The organism is Streptomyces sp. S6 (assembly GCF_054880855.1).
This window is the reverse complement of the sequence record NZ_JBTYMC010000101.1, coordinates 1-21,176: the sequence shown is the minus strand read 5'-3', so window position 1 is coordinate 21,176 and position 21,176 is coordinate 1. Positions and strand designations below refer to the sequence as shown.

The window sequence follows — 21,176 nt, the reverse complement described above, 5'->3', positions numbered from 1 at the left end:
GGGCGCGGCGGCGGCCGTCGGCGCCGGAGCCCCGCACAGCTCCGCCCCCGGCAGCAGTCCCGGACTCCTGCGCGACTCCCCGTTGCGCGCGAAACAGTTCCCGCCCGCGTTCCCCGTCGCCAGCACCAGATCGGCCCCGTTGCCCGACACCCGGTTGTCCCGCACCGAGTTGTCCCGCGCCGGATACCCCTGCACGTCGGCCAGCACCACACCCGCCGCCCGGTTGCCGGTCACCAGATTCCGTTCCACGACGTTCTGCCGGCCGCCCCCCGACCCGATCCCGATCCCGAAACCGCCGTCCGCCTGCTCAGGGCTGCGCGCGTCGTTGTTGTCGGTGAACGCGTTCCCCGCGACCACCGCGCCGTGCTGCGGGCCCAGCGCCTCCAGGTCGTTGGAGTTCAGCGTCAGCCCGACCCGGTTGCGCGACGCCCTGTTGCCCAGCAGGTACAGCCGCTCCGAGGCGTTCGTCACCTCCAGACCGACCGCGTTGTGCTCGACCACGTTGTCCCGCACGACCGTGTCGCACGGCCGGCACTGGCCGACGTAGATCCCCGAGTCCGCCTGCCCCGACGCGTACGACCGCTCGATCACCCCCGCGCGCGCGTCGAACGCGTAGATCCCGTACAGGGCGTTGTTGTACGCCGTCACATAGGACGCCCGGAACCCGTGCAGCGGCGGGAACTTGACCGTGTCCAGCGGGTCGTACGCCGAACCCCCGGCCCGGCCCGCCTGGAGCCGCTCGTCGGTCACGCCGGTGAACAGGACGCCGTTCGCGAGGTGGTTGCGCACGGTGAGGTTCTCGACGACCGAGCCCGCGCCGGTCACCGTGACCCCGTTGGACCGCTTGAACTCCCCGTCGATCACGACCCCGCCCCGGTCCGTGCCGCGCAGCACGACCCGGGGCTTCGCCACCGTCACGGACTCCCGGTACACCCCCGGAGACACCAGCACGAGCCCCCCGGCCCGCACCAGCTCGACGGCCCGCCGCACCGACGGCGCGTCCTGCGGCACCCGCACGACAGCCGCCGTCCCCCCGCTCCCGGACCCCCGGACCCCCTCGTCACCGCCCCCCGAACACCCCACCGCGCCCAGCGCCACGACAGCCGCCAGACACCACCGGGCGAGCGCCCGGCGAGGAGGGAGAAGGCCAGCGGAGAACCGGGGAAGAAAAGGAAGATTTCGCACGACGGCACATCTATCGCCCCGGACGCCGCAGCGACAGCACCGACGCCCCGCGACACACCCAAGGCTCGGTCAGAAGAACAGGCCCACTCAGTCGCGCTCCCGCCCCGTCCGCGCCGCCCGGTCCGCGTCACGCTTCTTGATGCGCGCCGCCTCCTTGCGGACCTCCGCCTGTGTGGCCCGCTCCTTCTCCAGCCACTCCGGCGACTCCTCGCGCAGCGCCTCGATCTCGGCGGTCGTCAACGCCTCCGTGACACCACCCCGCGCCAGCCCGGCGATCGACACACCCAGCCGGGCGGCCACCACCGGACGCGGGTGCGGACCAGTCAGCCGCAGCTCCCGCAACCACTGCGGAGGGTTCTCCTGGAGCTCGGTCAGCTCGGCACGGGAGACGACACCCTCCTTGAATTCGGCAGGGGTGGCGGGGAGGTACACGCCCAGCTTCTTCGCCGCGGTGGCGGGCTTCAACGTCTGGGCGGTCTGGTGCGACTTCATACGCCCAGGGTATCCGCCACCGGACAGAGGTCCGACCACAGCCGGTAACCTTGCGGCGTGACTGACTCGGCGGATTCCCCCAGCTTTCGGCTCGCCTATGTACCCGGTGCGACCCCCGCCAAGTGGGCGCGGATCTGGGGCGAGCGGTATCCGCAGGTTCCGCTGGACCTGCTCCAGGTGACCTCCGTCGAGGCGTCCGACGTCCTGCGTTCGGGTACGGCGGACGCGGGGCTCGTGCGGCTTCCGGTCGACCGTACGGTGTTCAGCGCGATCCCCCTCTACGAGGAGACGACCGTCGCGGTCGTCCCCAAGGACCACCTCGTCACCGCCGCCGAGGAGATCACCCTCGCCGACCTCGCCGAGGAGACCGTCATCCACCCGATGGACGACGTCTTCGACTGGGCCGAACTCCCCGGCGAACCCGCCTTCGAGCGCCCCGAGACCACCGCCGACGCCATCGACCTCGTCGCCGCCGGCATCGGCGTCCTCATCACCCCGCAGTCCCTCGCCCGCCTCCACCACCGCCGCGACCTCACCTACCGCACCGTCACCGACGCCCCCCGCTCCACCGTCGCCCTCTCCTGGCCGGAGGAGGCCACGACCGACCTCGTGGACGACTTCATCGGCGTGGTCCGAGGTCGCACCGCCAACAGCACGCGGGGCAGGACGAAGCCGGAGGAGAAGCCGACGGCGAGGAAGACGCCGGTACGGAAGCCGACGGCGAAGGGGGCGGCGGTGAGGGGTACATCGGCGAAGGGTGCGGCCGGCGGGGGCAAGAAGCTCGCCCGGAAGACCGCGAGCCCCAAACCCCGCCGCCGGAAGTAACGGCACCGGGACACGTATGGCGCGGGCTGCGTGGCGGCGACCGTTTCCCCGTCCGGCGCCCCCGGCAACCCGCCGGAACGGACCCTCGACCCCCTCGAAGAGCGGCGCGAACTCCCCACCGCCCAGGGCGAGATGCGGCGGCCTCCCCTCAACCGCCGTGAAGGGAGGGGCCGGAAGGCAGGGGAACGCGGTGACGCCGACGCGGACGCATGCGTCGGGAACGGCCTCGCCCCGCACGCCATCCATGCCTACCTCGCCGCCGCGCGCCCCACCGACTCCACCAGCGGCAGCAACCGGTACGGCACCCGCTCGCGCAGGGCGACCTCCGTGCGGGTGCGGACCACGCCCGGGACGCTGATCAGCTTCTGGATGACGTCCTCCAGGTGGAGGTTGTCGCGGGCGACCACACGGGTCAGGAGATCGCCGCCGCCCGTGATGGAGAACGCCTCGACGATCTCCGGTACGGCGGCCAGCGCGTCGCCGACGTCGTCGAGGTGGCCCTGGGTGACCTCGATGTGGACGAACGCGAGGACCGGATGGCCCAGGGCGGCGGGGGAGAGGGAGGGACCGGTGCCGGTGATCACCCCGTCCCGCTCCAGCCGGTCGAGCCGCGCCTGGAGCGTGCCCCGGGCGACCCCGAGGATCCGCGCGTACTCCCGCACACTGGTCCGGGGCTGCTCCAGCAGCAGCCGCAGGATGCGCGTGTCGAGCTCGTCCACCGCCATACCGCCGGCCTTCCCGGTGCCTTGATGATCGCCGCCGACTGTACCAATGGCCCAGTCGGGGGGCCTCCGGGGCGACGTGAACTCTGTCCCCGCCAGCCCGCCAGCCCGCCAGCCCGCCAGCCCGCCGCTTGCGGCTCACGCCCCGCGACCTGCTCAGAACCCTGCGTCCGAGCCCACCGCCCCCGGAGCCTCGCCACCCCCTCAGAGCACCGGCGCCCGAGGCCCGTCCGGTGATTCGTGCCGTCCGTTCACCACGGTCCGCGACACCTCCGCGACCTCCTCGGAGTCCAGCAGCCGGAAGCCGTCGGCGGTGACGAGGGAGACGAGGGGGAAGAGGCGGCGGGAGAGGTCGGGGCCGCCGGTGGCGGAGTCGTCGTCGGCGGCGTCGTAGAGGGCTTGGACGACTGCGGTGACCGCGTCGCGCTCGCTCATGCCCGGCCGGTACAGCTTCTTCAGGGAACCACGTGCGTACACCGAACCGGAGCCGGTCGCGGCGAAGCCGGAGGACTCCTCGGAACGCCCGCCGGTCACGTCGTAGGTGAAGATCCGGCCCTCGCCCCGGTCGACGTCGTACCCCGCGAAGACCGGCACCACCGCGAGGCCCTGCATGGCCATGCCCAGGTTGCCGCGCACCATGGTGGTGAGGCGGTTGGCCTTGCCGTCGAGGGACAGGGCGGTGCCCTCGATCTTCTCGTAGTGCTCCAGCTCCAGCTGGAAGAGCCGGACCAGCTCGATCGCGAAGCCGAGCGTGCCGGCGATGGCCACCGCCGAGTACTCGTCGGCCGGGAACACCTTCTCGACCTCGCGGTTCGCGATCACGTTGCCCATCGTGGCCCGCCGGTCGCCCGCCAGCAGCACACCGTCCGCGTAGGTCGCGGCGACGATCGTCGTGCCGTGTGGCGCCTCGAAACCCGGCGTCGGGGGGAGCGTGCGGCGCGAGGGCAGCAGTTCGGGGGCCTGCGCGTCGAGGAAGTCCAAGAAGGACGACGATCCGGTGGCCGTGAACGCGGACGGCAGAGCGCCGCCGGACTGGTGGTTCATGGGGTCCCTTTCGGTCGGGTCGGATTCGGCCTACCCGACCCGCCGTCCCCGTATGCCCCGGGCGTCCCGATGGTCCGTTGGCCCCACCTTGGACCAGTACCGAAACATTCGGCTGGACCAATGGCCCACCCTATTCGGGGTCACTTGAGCCAGAAGGGCCGCAGATGGTCTGATGAGTGCGTCGATGGCGCTGCGGAGACCCGCGGCGCCTTTCTCATGCCCGGGAGGGGCGAAGGGGTGGGTGCCACGTGCTGAGGAAGGTGTTCACGGCTCCGGATCCGGGGCGGATGCGGCTGCGCGCCGCGTCGCGGGCCGTCCTCGGCATCGGGCTCGCGGTCGTGGCCTGCGCCGTCGCCGGGCACTCGCTCGTCGCCGCCGTCACCGGCGGCCTCGCGGCGCTCCTCGCCCTGTTCACCGTGACGGACGCAAGCGTGCGGGGTCAGGCCGTCACGACCGCGCTGCTGCCCGTCGTCGGACTCCCGGTGCTCACGCTCGCCGCCGCCGTCCACGACCGCCCCCTCACCCGCGCCCTCGCCTTCCTCGCGATCATCGGCGCCGGCGTGTACGCCCGCCGCTGGGGCCCGCGCGGCCACGCCCTCGGCGTCTTCGCCTTCATGGCGTTCTTCATCACCCTGGTCCTGCGGACGACCCCGGCGCACCTCCCCGAGCTGTACGCCGCCGTCCTGCTCGCCCTCGCCTCCGCGTCCACCGTCCGCTTCGGCCTCTGGTGCTACGAACGCGCCCTCCCCGCACCGCCCGCCGTCCCCGTCCCCGGCCTGGCCCGCATCACCTCCCGCCAGTCCGTCCAGGCCACCACCGCCGCCGCCCTCGCCCTCCTCGCCGGCCAGGCCCTCTCCCCGGAGCGCTGGTACTGGGCCGTCGGCGCCACCTGGTGGATCTTCGTCAACACCACGTCCCGAGGCGAAACCCTGGTCCGAGGCTTCCGCCGGGTCCTGGGCACGGTCGCGGGCATCGCCCTGGGCCTGCTGATAGCCGTCCCGATCAACGGCGCACCGGTGCCGACGGCCCTCGGCCTCACAGCGGCCGTTTTCGGGATCTTCTACACGGCGGCTGTCTCGTACACGTGGATGATGCTGTGGGTGACCCTGCTGGCAGAACTCCTCTACGGCGCCCTGGGCATCCTGACCCCCGACCTCCTCGCCCTCCGCCTGGCGGAAACAGCCCTGGGTGCCGTGGCCGCGACCCTGGCGGTCCTCTTCGTCCTCCCGATCACGACGAACAGGGTGACGGACGAATGGATCGGCCGGGCACTGCACGCGGCCCAGGCATGGGTGCGGGAGACCACGGAAGGCGACGAACACGCCGACCCGGCGGCAAGGGCGGCTGAGCTGGAGACACTCCTGCCTCGGGTCCGCATGTCAGTGGCCCCTCTGCTCCACCCGCTGAACCCGATGCGTGCACGCAAGCAGCGAGCGAGGCACATCCTGACGGCCCTGGACGAGTGCGCCAAGGACATCAGAAGACTGACGGACCAATCCGACTCGCGTCAGGCGACGCCCTTCAGGGGCGCGGGACTGTATCAACATGCGGCTCCGCCGCGGGGCGCGAGCAACCACCACGCACCCGCACCCGCCGGACAACCCGTAGCGGCACCCCAATAGGCGAAAGGGCCCGCCCCCACAAGGGAAACGGACCCTCCGGACATGCAGCCTCCCCGGCCCCCCGGCTAACGCACCGCAGGTGCCTGCGCGATCCCCAGAGCCGTCGTGTACTTGGCCAACGCCAGCTTCCCGATCGCCGGGTACGGCCCCAGCGCCTCCGCAGCCGCGCAGTCGACCTCCTTCGCCGCCTCCTCGACCACGACGGAGTCGATCTCGGGCCCGATGAGGTACGGCGCGAGAGCGAGCTGCTGGGACCCGGAGCCTCGCAGTTGCTCGGCGACGGACGCGATGGACCCTTCCTGGTCCAGCGCCGCGGCCATCACCGGCACGGCGAGCCGCGCGGCGAGCAGCATGCCGGTGATCCCGGCGGCCTGTACCGCCTCGTCCCCGCCGACGGACGCGAGGATGATCCCGTCCGCGGCGGTCGCGACGGTGAACAGGCGCGCCCGGTCCGCACGGGCGAGGCCCGCCTCGGACAGTCGCACGTGCAGCGCCTCCGCGAGCAGCGGGTGCGGCCCGAGGACGTCGGTGAGGTCGGCGGCGACCTTGCTCTCCATCACGGCCTGCCGCACCTGCCGCAGCAGCGCGCTGTCCGGCCCGGCCAGCAGCGGCACGACGACGGCGACGGGCCCGTCGGGCTGCTTGACGTCGAGCCCGGCGGCGAGCGCCTGCTCGTAGCGCGCCGTGCGCTCGTCGGCGGCGTGCGCGAGGATCGCCTGGAGGGTCGGGTACTCGGTGTCGTCCCCGTCCAGGTACCCGATGCGCGCGTCGAGGCCGGGCAGCTCGGAGCGGGCGATGCTCACGATCTCCTCGGCGAGGCCCCTGGTGGCTTCGCCGGGCGTGCCCGGCACCGCGAGGACGAGCGCGGGTGCGCCCTCGGGAGCCGCCAGGGGCTCGGGTCGGCGGTGCCGACCGGGCTGACGGGGGCGCGGCATTCGTACGGGCAGGCCGGACGCGGGCCCAGTGGGGGAGCTCATGGCGCCGCATGTTACTGGTTTCCTGGGCTCCTCCGTTCGGGGAGGGTGCAGGTGAACGGTATCCGTCCGGATTTGTCTGATGAGTTACGTGGGGATCAGGCGTGATCGGCGTGATTTTTTGACGAGTTGTCCTGGTGGGAGGGTGTTCCCGGGGAGAAGTCCCCTGGTCCGTGCCGGGCTGTCGGTGTCTGCCAGTAGGGTGACGGGTTGTGGCACGACGACCTTTGGACGAACTTGTTGAGGCGGGCTGGGCGAAGGCCCTGGAACCCGTGGCCGAACGGATCGCCGCGATGGGCGACTTCCTCCGGGCCGAGATAGCGGCGGGCAGGACGTATCTGCCGGCGGGGGCGAACGTCCTGCGGGCGTTCCAGCAGCCCTTCGACGACGTCCGCGTCCTGATCGTCGGTCAGGACCCCTACCCCACGCCGGGGATGGCGATCGGGCTGAGCTTCGCGGTGGCGCCCGAGGTGCGTTCGCTGCCGGGAAGCCTGGAGAACATCTTCCGGGAGATGCACACCGACCTGGGGGCGGCGAGGCCCTCGAACGGCGATCTGACGCCGTGGACCCGGCAGGGTGTGCTGCTGCTCAACAGGGCGCTCACCACCGCCCCGCGCAAGCCGGGCGCGCACCGCGACAAGGGCTGGGAAGCGGTGACGGAGCAGGCGATCCGGGCACTGGCGGCGCGGGGCAAGCCGCTCGTGTCCATCCTGTGGGGGCGTGACGCGCGCAATCTGCGGCCACTGCTGGGGAACCTCCCGGCGATCGAGTCGGCGCACCCCTCTCCCATGTCGGCGGACCGGGGTTTCTTCGGTTCGCGTCCGTTCAGCCGGGCGAACGATCTGCTGGTCGGGCAGGGTGCCGCGCCGGTGGACTGGCGACTGCCGTAGGACGGCCGGGAGCGGCGGGCCGGGGGGTCCGCCGCTCGGCGCCTGCCCGCCGGAATCCGGGTCGTCGAACCGATTCCGCGACAAGGTTGGCAGTGAATGCCTCCACAGTCTTGACAGTGCGTCAGCGCGGGAGCAGCGTCTCCCTTCGAGACCTTTCCGCAATCTTGCGGCGAAACACGGCACTCCTTGCGCTTCTTGAATGGTCAGCGCCACTCCCGCGGCGACGGCGCAACCGGTTCGACCCCACATCTGAATATGTGATTGGCATGCGCATGATCAGAAGCGGTATGCCCCGCTGACCGGCACTCGCACCACCGTTCACCCCACCCACTGTCCCGCACCAGTGAGGAACGATGATGAGAAAGCACCTGTCCTGCGTGGCCGTGACCCTGGCGGCCGTCTTCGGCATCGGCGCGGCCGTGCCCGCGTCGGCGGCCACCACCACCGCCGCCCCGCCCACCGCCCTGCGGCTGATGCCGCTCGGGGACTCGATCACCTGGGGTTACGCGAGCCCGTCCGGGAACGGCTACCGGGGATACCTGTGGGACCAGCTGAGGTCCGACGGGCATGCCCTCGATTTCGTCGGGTCGGGCCGCAACGGCACCATGGCCGACCCGGACAACGAGGGCCACTCCGGCTGGCGGATCGACCAGATCACCGGCATCGCGGACTCCGTGCTCGGCCGGTACCGGCCGAACGTGGTCACCCTGGAGATCGGCACCAACGACCTGAACGGCAACTACCAGATCCCGACCGCCCCCGACCGGCTGCGCGCGCTCATCGACCGGATCACCCGCGCCGCCCCCCAGGCGACCGTCCTCGTCGGCACCGTCATCGTCTCCACCAGCCCGGGTGAGGAGACCCATCGGCCCGGGTTCAACGCCCAGATCCCCGGCATCGTCCGGGCCCAGCAGGCCGCCGGGAAGCATGTGGCCCTGGTGGACATGGGCGCGCTGAACACCCGGGACCTCGCCGACGCCCTGCACCCCAACGACAACGGCTACCGGAAGATGGCGGACGCCTTCCGGGCCGGCGTCAGGGCCGCGGACGCGGCGGGCTGGATCAGGCCGCCGGCGGCCGTGCGAGCGCTGGACGCGGTGAGCCGCTGACGCCCTTCGACCGCCCCTGAACCACCCCGCGTCCGGCCCGGCAGCCGCTGCCGGACGCGGGTCCCGGCGTGCCCGCACACCGGTCTGACCAGCGAATACAAGGGATGAATCAAGTTTCTGACGCGGCGACACATGTGTATTGACAGGGCGCGGAGGGCGTGGGACCACTAGGAGACATGGGATGTCTCAGGGCTCCCTGCGGACCGTCACGGCACTCTCTGTCGCCTTCTCCACAGATGTCGAGGAACAGAATGCAGCCCCCATCCGCTCCACCCCGCACCTCCCGCCGAAGGCCACCCCTGCCGGCGATCGCCGCCCTGTGCGCCACGGCCCTGCTGACAGCGATGTCGGCGACCGCACCGGCCTGGCCGACCACGCGGCCCGCCGCCGGAACGGGACCCTGCGACCTCTACGCCGCCGGCGGCACCCCGTGCGTCGCCGCGCACAGCACCGTCCGGGCGCTCTACGGCTCCTACGGCGGCTCGCTCTACCAGGTCAGACGCTCCTCGGACAACGCCACCCGGGACATCGGCGTACGGGCACCAGGCGGCTACGCCGACGCGGCGGCGCAGGACACGTTCTGCGCGGGCACCTCGTGCGTGATCACGGTCGTCCGCGACCAGTCCGGACGCGGCAACGACCTCTGGTACCAGGGTTCGGCCCAGGTCCCGGGATCACCCCGGAGCAGCCCCGCGAAGGCCACGTCCGAGGCGCTGACGGCCGGGGGCACCAAGGCGTACTCCCTGTACATCAACCCCGGCAACAGCTACTGGCGGGACGGCCACCTGACGGGCGTGCCCACCGGCGCCGCGCCCGAGGGGGCCTACATGGTCACCAGCGGCACCCACGTCAACAGCGGCTGCTGCTTCGACTACGGCAACAGCGAGACGACCCGCAAGGCCGACGCCGCCGGAGCCATGGACGCCATCAACTTCGGCACCCAGTGCTGGTTCGGCGGCTGCGCGGGCCGCGGGCCCTGGGTGCAGGCCGACCTCGAATGGGGCCTGTTCCCCGGTGGCAGCAAGTCCTGGAACCCGAAACAGCGGGCGTTCACCGGCAAGTTCGTCACCGCGATGCTGAAGAACAACGGCACGTCGAGGTTCGCCCTCAAGGGCGGCGACGCCCAGTCCGGCAGCCTCACCACCCTGTGGGACGGCGCGCTGCCGGGCGGGTACAGCCCGATGCGCAAACAGGGCGCCATCGTCCTGGGCAGCGGCGGCGACTGCTGCAAGCCCGACGGCGGCGCCAACCTGAGCGCCGGCACCTTCTACGAGGGCGCGATCGTCGCCGGCTACCCGTCGGACGCGACCGACAACGCCGTCCAGACCAACATCACCGCGGCCGGCTACCGCTGACACCGTCCGCACCCCGAAGGGGGCTCCCATGCCCGTACCAGCAGGCGACCGCCCACGCAGGCGATGGCCGCACGTGCTCCTCCTCGTCCTGGCGATGACCGTGGCGGCGCTCGGCGCACCGGCGTCCGCGACCGCCCCGCCCGCCGCCACGGCGGACGTGTCGCTCCCCTGCGACCTGTACGCCGCCGGCGGGACGCCGTGCGTGACCGCCCACGCCACCACCAGAGCGCTCTTCGCGTCCTACAACGGGCCGCTCTACCAGATCCAGCGGGCCTCCGACCACACCTACCGCGACATCGGGGTGCTCGCCCCCGGCGGGTACGCGGACGCCGCCTCCCAGGTGTCGTTCTGCGCGGGCACGTCGTGCACGATCACGAAGATCTACGACCAGAGCGCCCAGCACAACGACATGCCGATCTCCTGGGGCGGCTACTGGAAAGGGCCGGGACCGAACGGCGCCGACGTCGGCGCGGACGCGATGGCGCTGCCCGTGACCGCCGCCGGGCACCAGGTCTTCGGCGTCAAGGTCAACCAGGGCGTCGGCTACCGCATCGACCACGCGCGCGGCGTCCCCACCGGGGCCCAGCCCGAGGGCGTCTACATGGTGACGTCGTCGAACTACACCAACCAGTGGTGCTGCTTCGACTACGGCAGCGGCGAGAACTCCCACACCGACACCGGCAACGCCACCATGAACGCCATCTACTGGGGCACCGCCTGCTGGTTCAACGGCTGCACCGGCAGCGGCCCCTGGGTCGAGGCCGACCTGGAGAACGGCATGTTCCACACGAACACCGGCTCCAACAAGGACCCGGCCAACTCCGGTGTGCACTACCCGTTCGTCAGCGCGTGGCTGAAGAACAACGGCACCACCAACTTCACCCTCAAGTACGGCAACGGCGCGAGCGGCGGCCTGACCACCACCTTCTCCGGCCCCCTGCCGAACGGGTACTCGCCGATGAAGGTCGACAGCTCGATCCTGCTCGGCACCGGCGGCGACAACAGCCCCAACGGCGTCGGCGAGTTCTTCGAGGGCGCCGTCACGTCGGGCTACCCCTCCGACGCCACCGAGAACGCCGTCCAGGCCGCGATCACCGCCGCCGGATACGGGGCGGGCTCAGGCGGCGGAGGCGGTACGACAGGCGCCCTGCGCGCGGTCGGCGCGGGCAAGTGCGTGGAGGTGCCCGGCAGTTCCACGACACCGGGGACGCAGACCCAGATCCGGGACTGCACCGGCGCCGCGAACCAGACCTGGACACAGACTCCGGCCCGCGAACTCACCGTCTACTCCGGCACCGGCCGCCTCTGCCTGGACGCCTCCGGGCGGGGCACCACCTCCGGCACCAAGGCCATCGTCTGGACCTGCAACGGCCAGCCCAACCAGCAGTGGACACAGAACGCCGACGGCACCGTCACCGGCGCCCAGTCGGGCCTGTGCCTGGACGTCACCGGGGCCGCCACCGCCAACGGCACGCCGCTCCAGCTGTGGACCTGCTCCGGCGGCTCCAACCAGAAGTTCCAGCTCGCGACGTCCAGCCGCACGCACTGACCCGCCCCCCCACGGGCGCCCCCCGACCTGTGAAAGGAACACACCGTGTCAGCATTCGGACGGCTGCTGCGCCGCCTGCGCGGCTCGACGGCCGTGCTCACGGGCCTCGTCCTGGCCGCCGGCGGCCTCGTGGGGTCCACGGCCCTGCCCGCGCACGCCGCCACCTCCCTCACCGTCAACGGCACGTCCGGCGGCCGGGTCTTCGACGGGGTCGGCGCGATCAGCGGCGGAGGCGGCAACAGCAGACTCCTGATCGACTATCCCGAACCCCAGCGCGGACAGGTCCTCGACTACCTGTTCAAACCCGGCTACGGCGCCTCCCTCCAGATCCTCAAGGCGGAGATCGGCGGCGACACCAACTCCACCTCGGGCGCCGAACCCAGCCACCAGCACACCCGGTCCGACCTCAACTGCGGCCGGGGATACGAGTGGTGGCTCATGGAACAGGCCAGAGCGCGCAACCCCGCCATCAAGCTGTACGGGCTCGCCTGGGGTGCGCCCGGCTGGATCGGCGGCGGCAACTTCTGGTCCACCGACACGATCAACTACCTCGTCTCGTGGCTGGGCTGCGCCAAACAGCACGGGCTGGCCATCGACTACCTCGGCGGCTGGAACGAGCGGGGCTACAACGTCAACTGGTACGTGCAACTGCGCGCCGCGCTCAACAGCAACGGCTACAGCGGCGTGAAGATCGTCGCGGCCGACTCGGACTGGAACGTCGCAAGCGACATCAACTCCAACCAGGCGTTCGCCGCCGCCGTCAGCGTCGTCGGCACGCACTACCCGTGCGGCTACCGCTCCGCGCAGACGTCGTGCACGGTGCCATCGTCCGCCACGTCCACCGGCAAGCAGCTGTGGGCCAGTGAGAACGGCTCCGACGACTACAACGGGGGAGCGCAGGCCATGGCGCGCGGGATCAACCGCGGGTACGTCGACGGCCGGATGACCTCCTACCTGAACTGGCCCGTCGTCGCCGCGCTCACCCCCAACCTGCCGTATCCCACCATGGGGCTGGCGCTCGCCTCGCAGCCGTGGTCCGGCGCCTACTCGGTCGGCAAGAACGCCTGGGTGATGGCGCACACCAGCCAGTTCACCGCCCCGGGGTGGCGCTACCTCGACGCCTCCAGCGGATACCTCGACGGGAACCGGAACAACGGGAGCTACGTCTCGCTGAAGTCGCCGAACAACTCCGACTGGTCGACGGTCATCGAGACGGTGGACGCGGGCGGCGCGCAGACGCTGAACTTCAACGTCACCGGAGGGCTGTCCACCGGGACCGTCCACGTCTGGTCCACCGACCTCAGGTCGGGCAACACGGCCGACCACTTCGTGCACACCACCGACCTCACCCCGTCCGGCGGCGCGTTCAGCCTGACCGTGCAGCCCGGCCGCGTGTACACGCTGACCACCACGACGGGCCAGGGCAAGGGCACCGCCACCGGCCCCGCCCGCAGCCCGCTGGCCCTGCCCTACAGCGACACCTTCGACAGCTACGCCACCGGCACCGAGGCGAAGTACCTCATGGACTGGCAGGGCGCCTTCGAGGCCGTGGCCTGCGGCGGCGGGCGCAGCGGCAAGTGCGTGCGCCAGATGAGCCCGCAGAAAGCGATCACCTGGGACAAGCTCACCGACCCGCACACCCTGCTCGGCGACACGGGCTGGGGCAACTACACGGTGAAGACGGACGTCCTCCTCGAACAGCCCGGGTACGTCGAACTGCTCGGCCGCGCGGGCGCGCACGACTACGATCGCACCGGCGGACAGAACGCCTACCGGCTGCGGCTGAGCGACACCGGGGCGTGGTCGATCCTCAGCTCCAACACCGACGGCAACGTCACCACCCTCGCCCGGGGAACGGTCGCGGCGCCGGGCACCGGCACCTGGCACACCCTGGCCCTCACCTTCGACGGCACCACGGTCACCGCCGCCGTCGACGGCGCCACCGTCGGCACCGTGACCGACCGTGCCTGGGCCGCCGGGCAGATCGGCTACGGGACCGGCCAGGGCGAGACGGCACAGTTCGACAACCTGTCGATCACCCCCGGCAGCGGCTCCGGCGGCGGCCACAGCGGCGCCATCGTCGGCGTCGGCTCCGGGCGGTGCGTGGACGTGCCCGGACAGTCCCACACGACCGGCACCCAGGTCGCCCTGTGGGACTGCAACGGCGGTGCCAACCAGCAGTGGACGGACACCTCGGCCGGTGAACTGCGGGTCTACGGCAGCACCTGCCTGGACGCCTCCGGCGGCGCGACCGCCCCCGGCACCAAGGTGGTCATCTGGGACTGCACCGGCGGCGCCAACCAGAAGTGGACGACCCGCCCCGACGGCACCATCACCGGCGACCAGTCCGGCCTGTGCCTGGACGCGACGGGCGGCGGCACCGCCAACGGGACGCTGCTGCGGCTGTGGAACTGCGGTGGCGGCAGCCAGCAGAAGTGGACGCGCGACTGACCCGGCGACCACCCCGTAGACCCTCTCAGAGAGGCACCCACATGTCCCCCTCCACCCCGCCGTTCAGCCGACGCCGGCTGCTGTCGGCGGCCGGCGCCGCCACAGCCGTCGGCCTGCTGAGATTCGCCCCCGAGGCCGCCGCCGCCCCCACGAACTACACCCCGGCCTGGTCCTCCGTCGACCAGCACCCCCCGGCCCCGGACTGGTTCCAGGACGCCAAGTTCGGCATCTACTACCACTGGGGCGTCTTCAGCGTCCCCGCGTTCGGCAACGAGTGGTACCCGCGCAACATGTACATCGGCGGCTCGTCCGAGAACCGGCACCACATCGCCACCTACGGCGACCCCTCGGCCTGGCCGTACCAGAACTTCATCGACGGCGCCCGCGACAAGGCCGGAAACTTCGTGCAGTTCGCCCCGAGACTCGTGTCCCAGGGCGGCAACTGGGACCCCGAGGCGTGGGCGAGGCTGTTCAAGGCGGCGGGCGCGAGATTCGCCGGGCCGGTCGCCGAGCACCACGACGGCTTCTCCATGTGGAACAGCCGCGCCAACCCGTGGAACTCCGTCCAGCACGGCCCCCGGCTCGACCTCGTGGACCTGCACGCGCGCGCCATCTGCGGCCAGGGCCTGAAGTTCATGGCCTCCCTGCACCACGCCTACCACTTCACCGGCTTCTACGACCACGTCCCGAACCAGTCGGACCCCGCCCTGCGCATCCTCTACGGCCAGCAGGGCACGGCCGCCGAGAACAAGCTCTGGTACGACAAGCTGACCGAGATCGTCGACGGCTACCAGCCCGACCTCGTCTGGCAGGACTTCAACCTGACCCAGGTCCAGGAGTCCTACCGGCTCCAGTTCCTCGCGCACTACTACAACCAGGCGCTCGCGTGGAACAAGGACGCCGTCGCCACCTACAAGGACGGCTTCAACACCAAGGGCGAGGTCTTCGACTTCGAGCGCGGCGGCCCAGCGGGGCTGCTCACCCCCTACTGGCTGACCGACGACAGCATCTCCTCCTCCAGTTGGTGCTACACCGTCGGCATCGGCTACTACTCGACGCAGGCGATGCTCCACTCCCTGCTCGACCGGGTCAGCAAGGGCGGCAGCATGCTGCTCAACATCGCCCCCATGGCCGACGGCACCATCCCCTCCGGACAGCAGTCCATCCTGCTCGCCATGGGCGACTGGCTCGGCCGCTTCGGAGAGGCGGTCTACGCCACCCGCGCCTGGACCAGCTACGGCGAGGGCCCCACCAAGATGGGCGGCGGCTCCTTCAGCGGCCCCGTCGCCGGGAAACCGCAGGACGTCCGGTTCACCCGCAGCCGCGACAACAAGGTCCTCTACGCCACCACGCTGGGCTGGCAGGGCGCCACGACGACCATCACGACGCTCGGCTCGAACCGCATCAACCTCAGCACCCTGACGAGCGCCCAGCTCCTGAACAACACGGCCGGCACCTACACCAACCTGCCCACACCGGTCCAGGACGCCTCAGGACTGCACCTCACCATGCCCTCGGCCAACCCGCCGTTCAGCGCCCTCGCGTACACGGTCAAACTCACCTTCTCCGGCGCGATCCCCGTCCTGGGCGCCCCGGGCGGCGCCACGGGCTGGGTACGGATCACCAACGCGACCAGCGGACTCGCCCTCGACGGCGGGGGCAACGCCGCCTCCGGATCCAACCTCAAGCAGTGGACCTACGACGGCAGCAACAACCTCCAGTGGCAGCTCGTCGACCTCGGCAACGGCTACTACCGCATCGTCAACCGCACCAACGGCATGGCCGCCGACAGCTGGGGCAACTCCGCCAACGGCGCCCCCGCCCGGCAGCAGGCGTGGAACGGCGGCGACAACCAGCAGTGGTCGCTCAGCAGCCTCGGCGACAACCGCTACCAGATCGTCAACCGGGGCACCGGCACCGCCCTCGACGGCGCCGGCAGCACGACGTCCGGCTCGACCGCGGTGCTGTGGACACCCAACTCCAGCGGCAACAACGCGTGGACCGTCACCACCGTCTGAAGCACCCCTACCTCCGATCACGGAAGAAGGAGAGCATGAACAAGGAGAACAAGAAGCGGCGTCCGCTGCTGATGTCCTTAGCGGCGGCGGCACTTCTCGTCGTGTCCGCCGCGGGCACCGCGTTCAGCAGCACACCCGACGCGTCCGCACCCGTGCAGGACAAGAAGCCCCTCGCCGCGCCCAGCTCCGGCTGCGGCAAGGCCCCGACGCTGACGAGCGGCACCCGCACGATCCAGGCCGGCGGCCAGAACCGCACGTACATCCTGCGGATCCCGGCGAACTACGACAACAGCCGCGCCTACCGGCTGTACTTCGGCTTCCACTGGCTCGGCGGCACGGCGAACGACGTCGACTCGGGCGGGTCGGACGGCTACAACTGGTCCTACTACGGGCTGCGGCGCCTCGCGGACCAGGCGAACAACGGCACGATCTTCGTCGCCCCGCAGGGCAACAACAACGGCTGGGCCAACCCCAATGGCCAGGACCTGGCTCTCGTCGACGCCATGGTCAACCAGCTGCTGGGCGGGCTGTGCGTCGACACCACCCAGGTGTTCGCCGGCGGCTTCAGCTACGGCGGCGCCATGTCGTACGCCGTCGCCTGCTCCCGGGCGAACGTCTTCCGCGCGGTCTCCGTCTACTCGGGCGCGAACCTCAGCGGCTGCAACGGCGGCACCCAGCCCATCGCCTACATGGGGCTGCACGGCATCGGGGACAACGTGCTGCCCATCCAGTCCGGACGGGACCTGCGCAACACCTTCGTCCGCAACAACGGCTGCACCCAGCAGAACCCGCCCGAGCCGGGCCAGGGCAGCCGGACGCACATCATCACCAACTACTCCGGATGCCGGGCCGGATACCCCGTCGTGTGGGCCGCGTTCGACGGCGGGCACGACCCCGGTCCCGTCGACGGCGGCGGCAGCGGCTGGCGGACCTGGACATCGGCGGCGGTGTGGCAGTTCTTCACCCAGTTCGGCTCGACCCAGCAGCCGCCCGGTGGCGGTGGCGGCACCGGGCGGATCGTCGGCCAGCAGTCCGGGCGCTGCGTCGACATCGGCGGCTCCTCCACGGCCAACGGCACCCAGGCCCAGCTGTGGGACTGCAACGGCGGCACCAACCAGCAGTGGACCTACAGCACCGGCAAACAGCTGATGGTCTACGGCAACAAGTGCCTGGGCGTCGGGTCGGCGGCAGCCAACGGCACCCCTGCGGCCATCTTCGACTGCACCGGGCAGCCGGACCAGCAGTGGAACGTCAACGCCGACGGCACGATCACCGCCGCGCAGTCCGGGCTCTGCCTCGACGCCAGCGGCCAGGGCAGCGCCAACGGCACGAAGATCCAGGTGTGGAGCTGCTCGGGCGGCACGAACCAGCGCTGGACGCAGCAGAGTTGACGTAAAGAGGGCCGGGCCCGCGTGGCGGCGGACCCGGCCCCCCTCAGCCCACCACCGCCGCCCGCACACACAGCACGTCCGGCAGGTGCGACGCCAACTGCCGCCACGTGTCGCCCTCGTCGGCCGACGCGAACACCTCGCCGTTGCGGTTGCCGAAGTACACGCCCGCCGGGTCCGCGTCGTCCGTGCACAGCGCGTCCCGCAGGACCGTGCCGTAGTGGGCGTCCTGCGGGAGCCCCGCGGAGAGCGGCTCCCAGGAATCGCCCGCGTCCGTCGTACGGAACACCCGGCAGCGGTGGTCCGCCGGGACCCGGTCGGCGTCCGCCGTGATCGGGAAGACGTACGCCGTGCCGCCCCGGTGCGGGTGCGCGGCGACCGCGAAACCGAACGTGGACGGCAGGCCCGCGCCGATGTCCTTCCAGTGCGCACCCCCGTCGTCACTGCGGTACACACCCCAGTGGTTCTGGAGGTACAGCCGGTCCGGGTCCTGCGCGTCCCGCGACACCTTGTGCACGCACTGCCCGAACTCCGGGTCCGGATCCGGCAGGAACACCGCCGAGACACCCGAGTTGGACGGCGCCCAGCTCGCCCCGCCGTCCGTCGTGCGGAACACGCCCGCCGTGGAGACCGCGACCGTCACCGCGCGCGGGTCACGGGCGTCCGTCAGGACCGTGTGCAGCCCCTCACCGCCGCCGCCCGGCACCCACTTCGAGCGCGTCGGATGCTCCCACAGCGGCCGGACCAGCTCGAAGCTCTCGCCGCGGTCCTCCGAGCGGTACAGCGCCGCCGGTTCCGTCCCCGCGTAGACCACGCCCGGTTCGGCCGCCGCCGGGTGCAGCTGCCAGACGCGCTCCAGGGACGCCTCCGTGTCCTTCGGGAACTTCACCGCCGGGCTGGCCGGCTCCGTCCACGTCCGCCCCAGGTCGTCCGAGTGGAAGACCGACGGGCCCCAGTGCGCGCTGTCGCCGCCGGCCAGCAGGCGCGGGCTCGGGCCCCGGGTGTCGATGGCGACCGAGTAGATCGCCTGCGCGTTGAAGTACGGACTGTCGTCGAACTCCCACTCCGCGCCGTTCCTCCTGCGCCCGATGAACAAGCCCTTGCGGGTACCCACGGCGAGCAGTACCTCGGTCATTTCCGGTCACCTCCGCGACGTCTTTGTCCCAGCACCGGCCAGTCTGCACCCCGCCACTGACAGTCACCTCCGGAGTCCGCGTCGTCGCAGGTCAGAGGTGTCGGACAGAGGTTCGACCCGGACTCCTCGGCCACATTCCGGCGGACGCCTGCGCGGGTGGCGGGGAGCGTGGGAACGTCGGGTCACAGGACTCGCCCTGAGCATCCGGGCGGCCCGCTTCGTATGGAAGGGGGCCGGGGGATGTTCGCGTGCTCATGAGGAGGAAGCCTTCGATGGCGTTCCGTGGTCCGGGGATGTGGCGCTGGCGCGACCGGCGTCCGAAGGTGCTGCTGTGGCGCTGGCGGCGCAACCCCCTCAGACGGCGCTCCGACGTCGTCGAGGCGTGGGTGCTGCTCGGTGCGTGGGCGTGCGCCGTGCTGACCGGGGTCCTCGCCGGGTGGGCCGCCGCCGACAGCATGGAACGCGGCCTCGCGCGCGAGCGCGCCGAGTGGCACACGGTCCGGGGGACCCTCACGGAGGCCGCCGCCGCGCCGTCCACCGAACTCCGGTCGCCCAGCCGCACCGAGCACCTGTGGACGAAGGTCACCTGGCCGGGACCCGACGGCGCACCCCACTCCGGACAGGTCCGCGTCGCCGCCGGCAGCCCCGCCGGGACCCTCGTCGACGTCTGGACCGACGCCCAGGGCCGCCTCGTCACCGAGCCCACCACCCCCTCGCAGGCACGCCTGCGCTCCACCCTCGTCGGCACCCTCGCCGGTGCCACCAGCGCCGCGATCCCCTTCGTCACCGGCCGCCTCCTGCGCTCCCGCCTCGAACGCCGCCGCCTCGACCAGTGGGGCGCCGACTGGGCCCGCTTCGACCCGCTGTGGGGGCGCCGGCAGACCGGCTGAGGGCTGGGCCCGGGTGCAAGACTGGACAGATGCCTGAAGTCGTTTTCACGAGCGTCGCACCCGTCGTCCCCGTCCGGGACCTCGACTCGGCTCTGGACCGGTACCGCCGGCTGGGTTTCTCGGCACACGCCTACGAGGGCCCGGACCGGTACGGCTTCGCCGAACGCGGCTCGGTCTCCCTCCACCTCACCGAGTGGGCCGAGCACGACCCCCTGCGCACCGGTGCCGTCGTCTACCTCTACGTGAGCGACGCCGACGCCCTCCACACCGAGTGGACGTCGTCCGGCGTCGAGGGCCGCTTCTCGGAGCCCGCCGACACCCCTTACGGACTGCGGGAGTTCACGTACGTCGACGCCGACGGCACGGCTCTGCGCGTGGGGTCACCCCTGGCGCGGCGTCAGGGGTAGAGGGCGACGAGGGACCCCAGCAGCAGCCCGGCCGAACTCACGAGGGCCAGGGGCCGGTGGCGGGGCCACGCGGCGAGGGCGAAGGAGGACGACCACGCGGCGCCGACGAGAGCGGCGGCCCACCAGTCGGCGTTCGGTGCGGCGGCGAGGGGAATCGCCCCCAGAAGGACCGTCGGGGGCACGATCACGGACCGGGGCCTGATGCCCAACCGCTTGTAGAAGACGGCCAGCACGACGAACGCCGTGGTCAGGGTGAGCGGCAACGCGGCGACCTGCCACCAGGAGAAGCAGAACCCGTCGACCGTCCTGCACACCTGCTTGCTGCGCTGTGCGGTCCAGGAGAGGAATCCGCAGGCGCCCACGGACAGCGCGGCGCCGATGAGCGCCGCCCCTGAGAGGGCGCGGAGTGTCGTACCAGGTGCGTGCATGGGTACAGGTTTCCCCAGCCGACCGCCGGGGGCCTGAGTACGCGTACTCAGGCCCCCGGCGCCTTCACTTCACGCCGGTCACCAGAGGTGTCGTGTGAGTCCTCGGCAGAGTCTCAGCAACTCCTCGTCCCGGGCGATGCCATGCCCGCCCAGGACGGTGGTGTGACGGCGGGGCCGGGCCAGTTCGGCTGCCGGGAGGTCGAGCAGGGGAGGGGAGGGGGTGTTCGTCAGGGTCGTCGCGATGTGCACGCGCGTGTGGGGGTGCGTTTCCCAGGCGGACCGGAGGACCGTGTGCAGGCTGCTCTCGATCTCGCCGGTGACCGCGGCGATCGCGCACGCCGCCGCGACGCGCTCTCCCGCGTCGGGGGACTCGGTCAGCTGCCTCAGCGGGGGCAGGGCAGGGTGGGCCGCGGGGCCCAGGAGGGAGAGGCGGTGGGCGGTGAGGGCGGGAGTGCGGGTGCGGGTCAGCTCGTCGAGGAGGACCGGGAGGGCGAGGGAGACGTCCGGCTCGATCGCCCAGAGCGCGGCTGCGGCGGCCCCCTTGTGCGGCCCGTTCAACCCCTCCCGTACCACCGGCAGCGCCTCCCGCGCGGCAGCCCCCATCGACTCCAGCGCCCCGAACGCCGCCTCGGCGAGCCCCGCCACCCCGCTGCCCGCCACCCGCACCACCTCCGGCACCGCACTCCCGTCCC

18 protein-coding genes and 1 pseudogene are annotated in these 21,176 nt (G+C 71.7%); 11 read left to right on the top strand and 8 right to left on the bottom strand.

What is annotated here, in order from left to right:
* Both ACVNF4_RS16650 and ACVNF4_RS16645 read right to left on the bottom strand, forming a co-directional pair.
* The coding region (locus ACVNF4_RS16650; RefSeq protein ID WP_461803592.1) for a right-handed parallel beta-helix repeat-containing protein at positions 1-1,017 on the bottom strand (1,017 nt) is incomplete at its 3' end.
* Positions 1,018-1,272: 255 nt separating this feature from the next.
* Positions 1,273-1,677, bottom strand: coding sequence for a DUF5997 family protein (locus ACVNF4_RS16645; protein WP_461803591.1), 405 nt, complete (start codon positions 1,675-1,677; stop codon positions 1,273-1,275).
* 57 nt (positions 1,678-1,734) lie between these two features.
* Here ACVNF4_RS16645 and ACVNF4_RS16640 point away from each other — a divergent pair, with 57 nt between their 5' ends.
* On the top strand, positions 1,735-2,502 hold the full coding sequence (locus ACVNF4_RS16640; RefSeq protein ID WP_461803590.1) for a LysR family substrate-binding domain-containing protein: 768 nt from the start codon (positions 1,735-1,737) through the stop codon (positions 2,500-2,502).
* Between the two features lie 248 nt (positions 2,503-2,750).
* On the opposite strand, the gene ACVNF4_RS16635 is transcribed toward ACVNF4_RS16640, so the two are convergent.
* Positions 2,751-3,227 (bottom strand): Lrp/AsnC family transcriptional regulator, encoded by a 477-nt coding sequence (locus ACVNF4_RS16635; RefSeq protein ID WP_461803589.1) that lies wholly within the window; start codon positions 3,225-3,227, stop codon positions 2,751-2,753.
* Positions 3,228-3,428: 201 nt separating this feature from the next.
* Positions 3,429-4,268 carry a proteasome subunit beta gene (prcB, locus tag ACVNF4_RS16630; protein WP_461803588.1) on the bottom strand — a complete coding sequence of 280 codons (840 nt, stop codon included), beginning with the start codon at positions 4,266-4,268 and terminating at the stop codon, positions 3,429-3,431.
* A gap of 248 nt (positions 4,269-4,516) precedes the next feature.
* On the opposite strand from prcB, the gene ACVNF4_RS16625 reads away from it, so the two are divergent.
* The gene (locus tag ACVNF4_RS16625; RefSeq protein WP_461803587.1) at positions 4,517-5,890 is read left to right on the top strand and encodes an FUSC family protein; all 1,374 of its coding nucleotides are present in this window, start codon (positions 4,517-4,519) and stop codon (positions 5,888-5,890) included.
* A gap of 65 nt (positions 5,891-5,955) precedes the next feature.
* Here ACVNF4_RS16625 and ACVNF4_RS16620 read toward each other — a convergent pair whose 3' ends face one another.
* Positions 5,956-6,867, bottom strand: coding sequence for a sirohydrochlorin chelatase (locus ACVNF4_RS16620; RefSeq protein WP_461803586.1), 912 nt, complete (start codon positions 6,865-6,867; stop codon positions 5,956-5,958).
* A 209-nt stretch (positions 6,868-7,076) separates the two neighbouring features.
* Here ACVNF4_RS16620 and ACVNF4_RS16615 point away from each other — a divergent pair, with 209 nt between their 5' ends.
* The 7 genes from ACVNF4_RS16615 (at position 7,077) to ACVNF4_RS16585 (ending at position 17,627) form a co-directional block, all read left to right on the top strand.
* The gene (locus ACVNF4_RS16615; RefSeq protein WP_461803585.1) at positions 7,077-7,754 is read left to right on the top strand and encodes a uracil-DNA glycosylase; all 678 of its coding nucleotides are present in this window, start codon (positions 7,077-7,079) and stop codon (positions 7,752-7,754) included.
* Between the two features lie 356 nt (positions 7,755-8,110).
* Positions 8,111-8,863, top strand: coding sequence for an SGNH/GDSL hydrolase family protein (locus ACVNF4_RS16610; RefSeq protein WP_461803584.1), 753 nt, complete (start codon positions 8,111-8,113; stop codon positions 8,861-8,863).
* A gap of 251 nt (positions 8,864-9,114) precedes the next feature.
* Positions 9,115-10,218: an arabinofuranosidase catalytic domain-containing protein gene (locus ACVNF4_RS16605; protein ID WP_461803583.1), complete on the top strand. Its 1,104-nt coding sequence runs from the start codon at positions 9,115-9,117 to the stop codon at positions 10,216-10,218.
* Between the two features lie 28 nt (positions 10,219-10,246).
* Positions 10,247-11,767, top strand: coding sequence for an arabinofuranosidase catalytic domain-containing protein (locus tag ACVNF4_RS16600; RefSeq protein ID WP_461803582.1), 1,521 nt, complete (start codon positions 10,247-10,249; stop codon positions 11,765-11,767).
* Positions 11,768-11,812: 45 nt separating this feature from the next.
* Positions 11,813-14,218, top strand: coding sequence for a ricin-type beta-trefoil lectin domain protein (locus ACVNF4_RS16595; protein ID WP_461803581.1), 2,406 nt, complete (start codon positions 11,813-11,815; stop codon positions 14,216-14,218).
* Between the two features lie 41 nt (positions 14,219-14,259).
* The gene (locus ACVNF4_RS16590) at positions 14,260-16,236 is read left to right on the top strand and encodes an alpha-L-fucosidase (RefSeq protein ID WP_461803580.1); all 1,977 of its coding nucleotides are present in this window, start codon (positions 14,260-14,262) and stop codon (positions 16,234-16,236) included.
* A gap of 71 nt (positions 16,237-16,307) precedes the next feature.
* The gene (locus ACVNF4_RS16585) at positions 16,308-17,627 is read left to right on the top strand and encodes a ricin-type beta-trefoil lectin domain protein (protein WP_461803593.1); all 1,320 of its coding nucleotides are present in this window, start codon (positions 16,308-16,310) and stop codon (positions 17,625-17,627) included.
* A 43-nt stretch (positions 17,628-17,670) separates the two neighbouring features.
* On the opposite strand, the gene ACVNF4_RS16580 is transcribed toward ACVNF4_RS16585, so the two are convergent.
* Positions 17,671-18,759, bottom strand: coding sequence for a WD40/YVTN/BNR-like repeat-containing protein (locus ACVNF4_RS16580; RefSeq protein ID WP_461803579.1), 1,089 nt, complete (start codon positions 18,757-18,759; stop codon positions 17,671-17,673).
* A 272-nt stretch (positions 18,760-19,031) separates the two neighbouring features.
* Between ACVNF4_RS16580 and ACVNF4_RS16575 the strand changes: the two genes are divergently transcribed.
* Positions 19,032-19,649, top strand: coding sequence for an Rv1733c family protein (locus tag ACVNF4_RS16575; protein WP_461803578.1), 618 nt, complete (start codon positions 19,032-19,034; stop codon positions 19,647-19,649).
* A 29-nt stretch (positions 19,650-19,678) separates the two neighbouring features.
* Positions 19,679-20,056, top strand: coding sequence for a bleomycin resistance protein (locus tag ACVNF4_RS16570; protein ID WP_461803577.1), 378 nt, complete (start codon positions 19,679-19,681; stop codon positions 20,054-20,056).
* Here ACVNF4_RS16570 and ACVNF4_RS16565 read toward each other — a convergent pair.
* Both ACVNF4_RS16565 and ACVNF4_RS16560 read right to left on the bottom strand, forming a co-directional pair.
* Positions 20,047-20,484: a hypothetical protein gene (locus ACVNF4_RS16565; RefSeq protein ID WP_461803576.1), complete on the bottom strand. Its 438-nt coding sequence runs from the start codon at positions 20,482-20,484 to the stop codon at positions 20,047-20,049. The two genes, ACVNF4_RS16570 and ACVNF4_RS16565, sit on opposite strands and share 10 nt — an antisense overlap.
* A 78-nt stretch (positions 20,485-20,562) precedes the next feature.
* A pseudogene (locus ACVNF4_RS16560) lies at positions 20,563-21,176 on the bottom strand (HEAT repeat domain-containing protein); the annotation flags it as partial.

What these genes read in the sequence shown, in the direction of transcription:
- prcB (WP_461803588.1), bottom strand. Translation starts at nt 4,268, where the DNA reads ATGAACCACCAGTCCGGCGGCGCTCTGCCGTCCGCGTTCACGGCCACC.
- ACVNF4_RS16570 (WP_461803577.1), top strand. Translation starts at nt 19,679, where the DNA reads ATGCCTGAAGTCGTTTTCACGAGCGTCGCACCCGTCGTCCCCGTCCGG.
- ACVNF4_RS16610 (WP_461803584.1), top strand. Translation starts at nt 8,111, where the DNA reads ATGAGAAAGCACCTGTCCTGCGTGGCCGTGACCCTGGCGGCCGTCTTC.
- ACVNF4_RS16575 (WP_461803578.1), top strand. Translation starts at nt 19,032, where the DNA reads ATGGCGTTCCGTGGTCCGGGGATGTGGCGCTGGCGCGACCGGCGTCCG.
- ACVNF4_RS16580 (WP_461803579.1), bottom strand. Translation starts at nt 18,759, where the DNA reads ATGACCGAGGTACTGCTCGCCGTGGGTACCCGCAAGGGCTTGTTCATC.
- ACVNF4_RS16635 (WP_461803589.1), bottom strand. Translation starts at nt 3,227, where the DNA reads ATGGCGGTGGACGAGCTCGACACGCGCATCCTGCGGCTGCTGCTGGAG.
- ACVNF4_RS16585 (WP_461803593.1), top strand. Translation starts at nt 16,308, where the DNA reads ATGTCCTTAGCGGCGGCGGCACTTCTCGTCGTGTCCGCCGCGGGCACC.
- ACVNF4_RS16645 (WP_461803591.1), bottom strand. Translation starts at nt 1,677, where the DNA reads ATGAAGTCGCACCAGACCGCCCAGACGTTGAAGCCCGCCACCGCGGCG.
- ACVNF4_RS16565 (WP_461803576.1), bottom strand. Translation starts at nt 20,484, where the DNA reads ATGCACGCACCTGGTACGACACTCCGCGCCCTCTCAGGGGCGGCGCTC.
- ACVNF4_RS16605 (WP_461803583.1), top strand. Translation starts at nt 9,115, where the DNA reads ATGCAGCCCCCATCCGCTCCACCCCGCACCTCCCGCCGAAGGCCACCC.
- ACVNF4_RS16620 (WP_461803586.1), bottom strand. Translation starts at nt 6,867, where the DNA reads ATGAGCTCCCCCACTGGGCCCGCGTCCGGCCTGCCCGTACGAATGCCG.
- ACVNF4_RS16600 (WP_461803582.1), top strand. Translation starts at nt 10,247, where the DNA reads ATGCCCGTACCAGCAGGCGACCGCCCACGCAGGCGATGGCCGCACGTG.
- ACVNF4_RS16590 (WP_461803580.1), top strand. Translation starts at nt 14,260, where the DNA reads ATGTCCCCCTCCACCCCGCCGTTCAGCCGACGCCGGCTGCTGTCGGCG.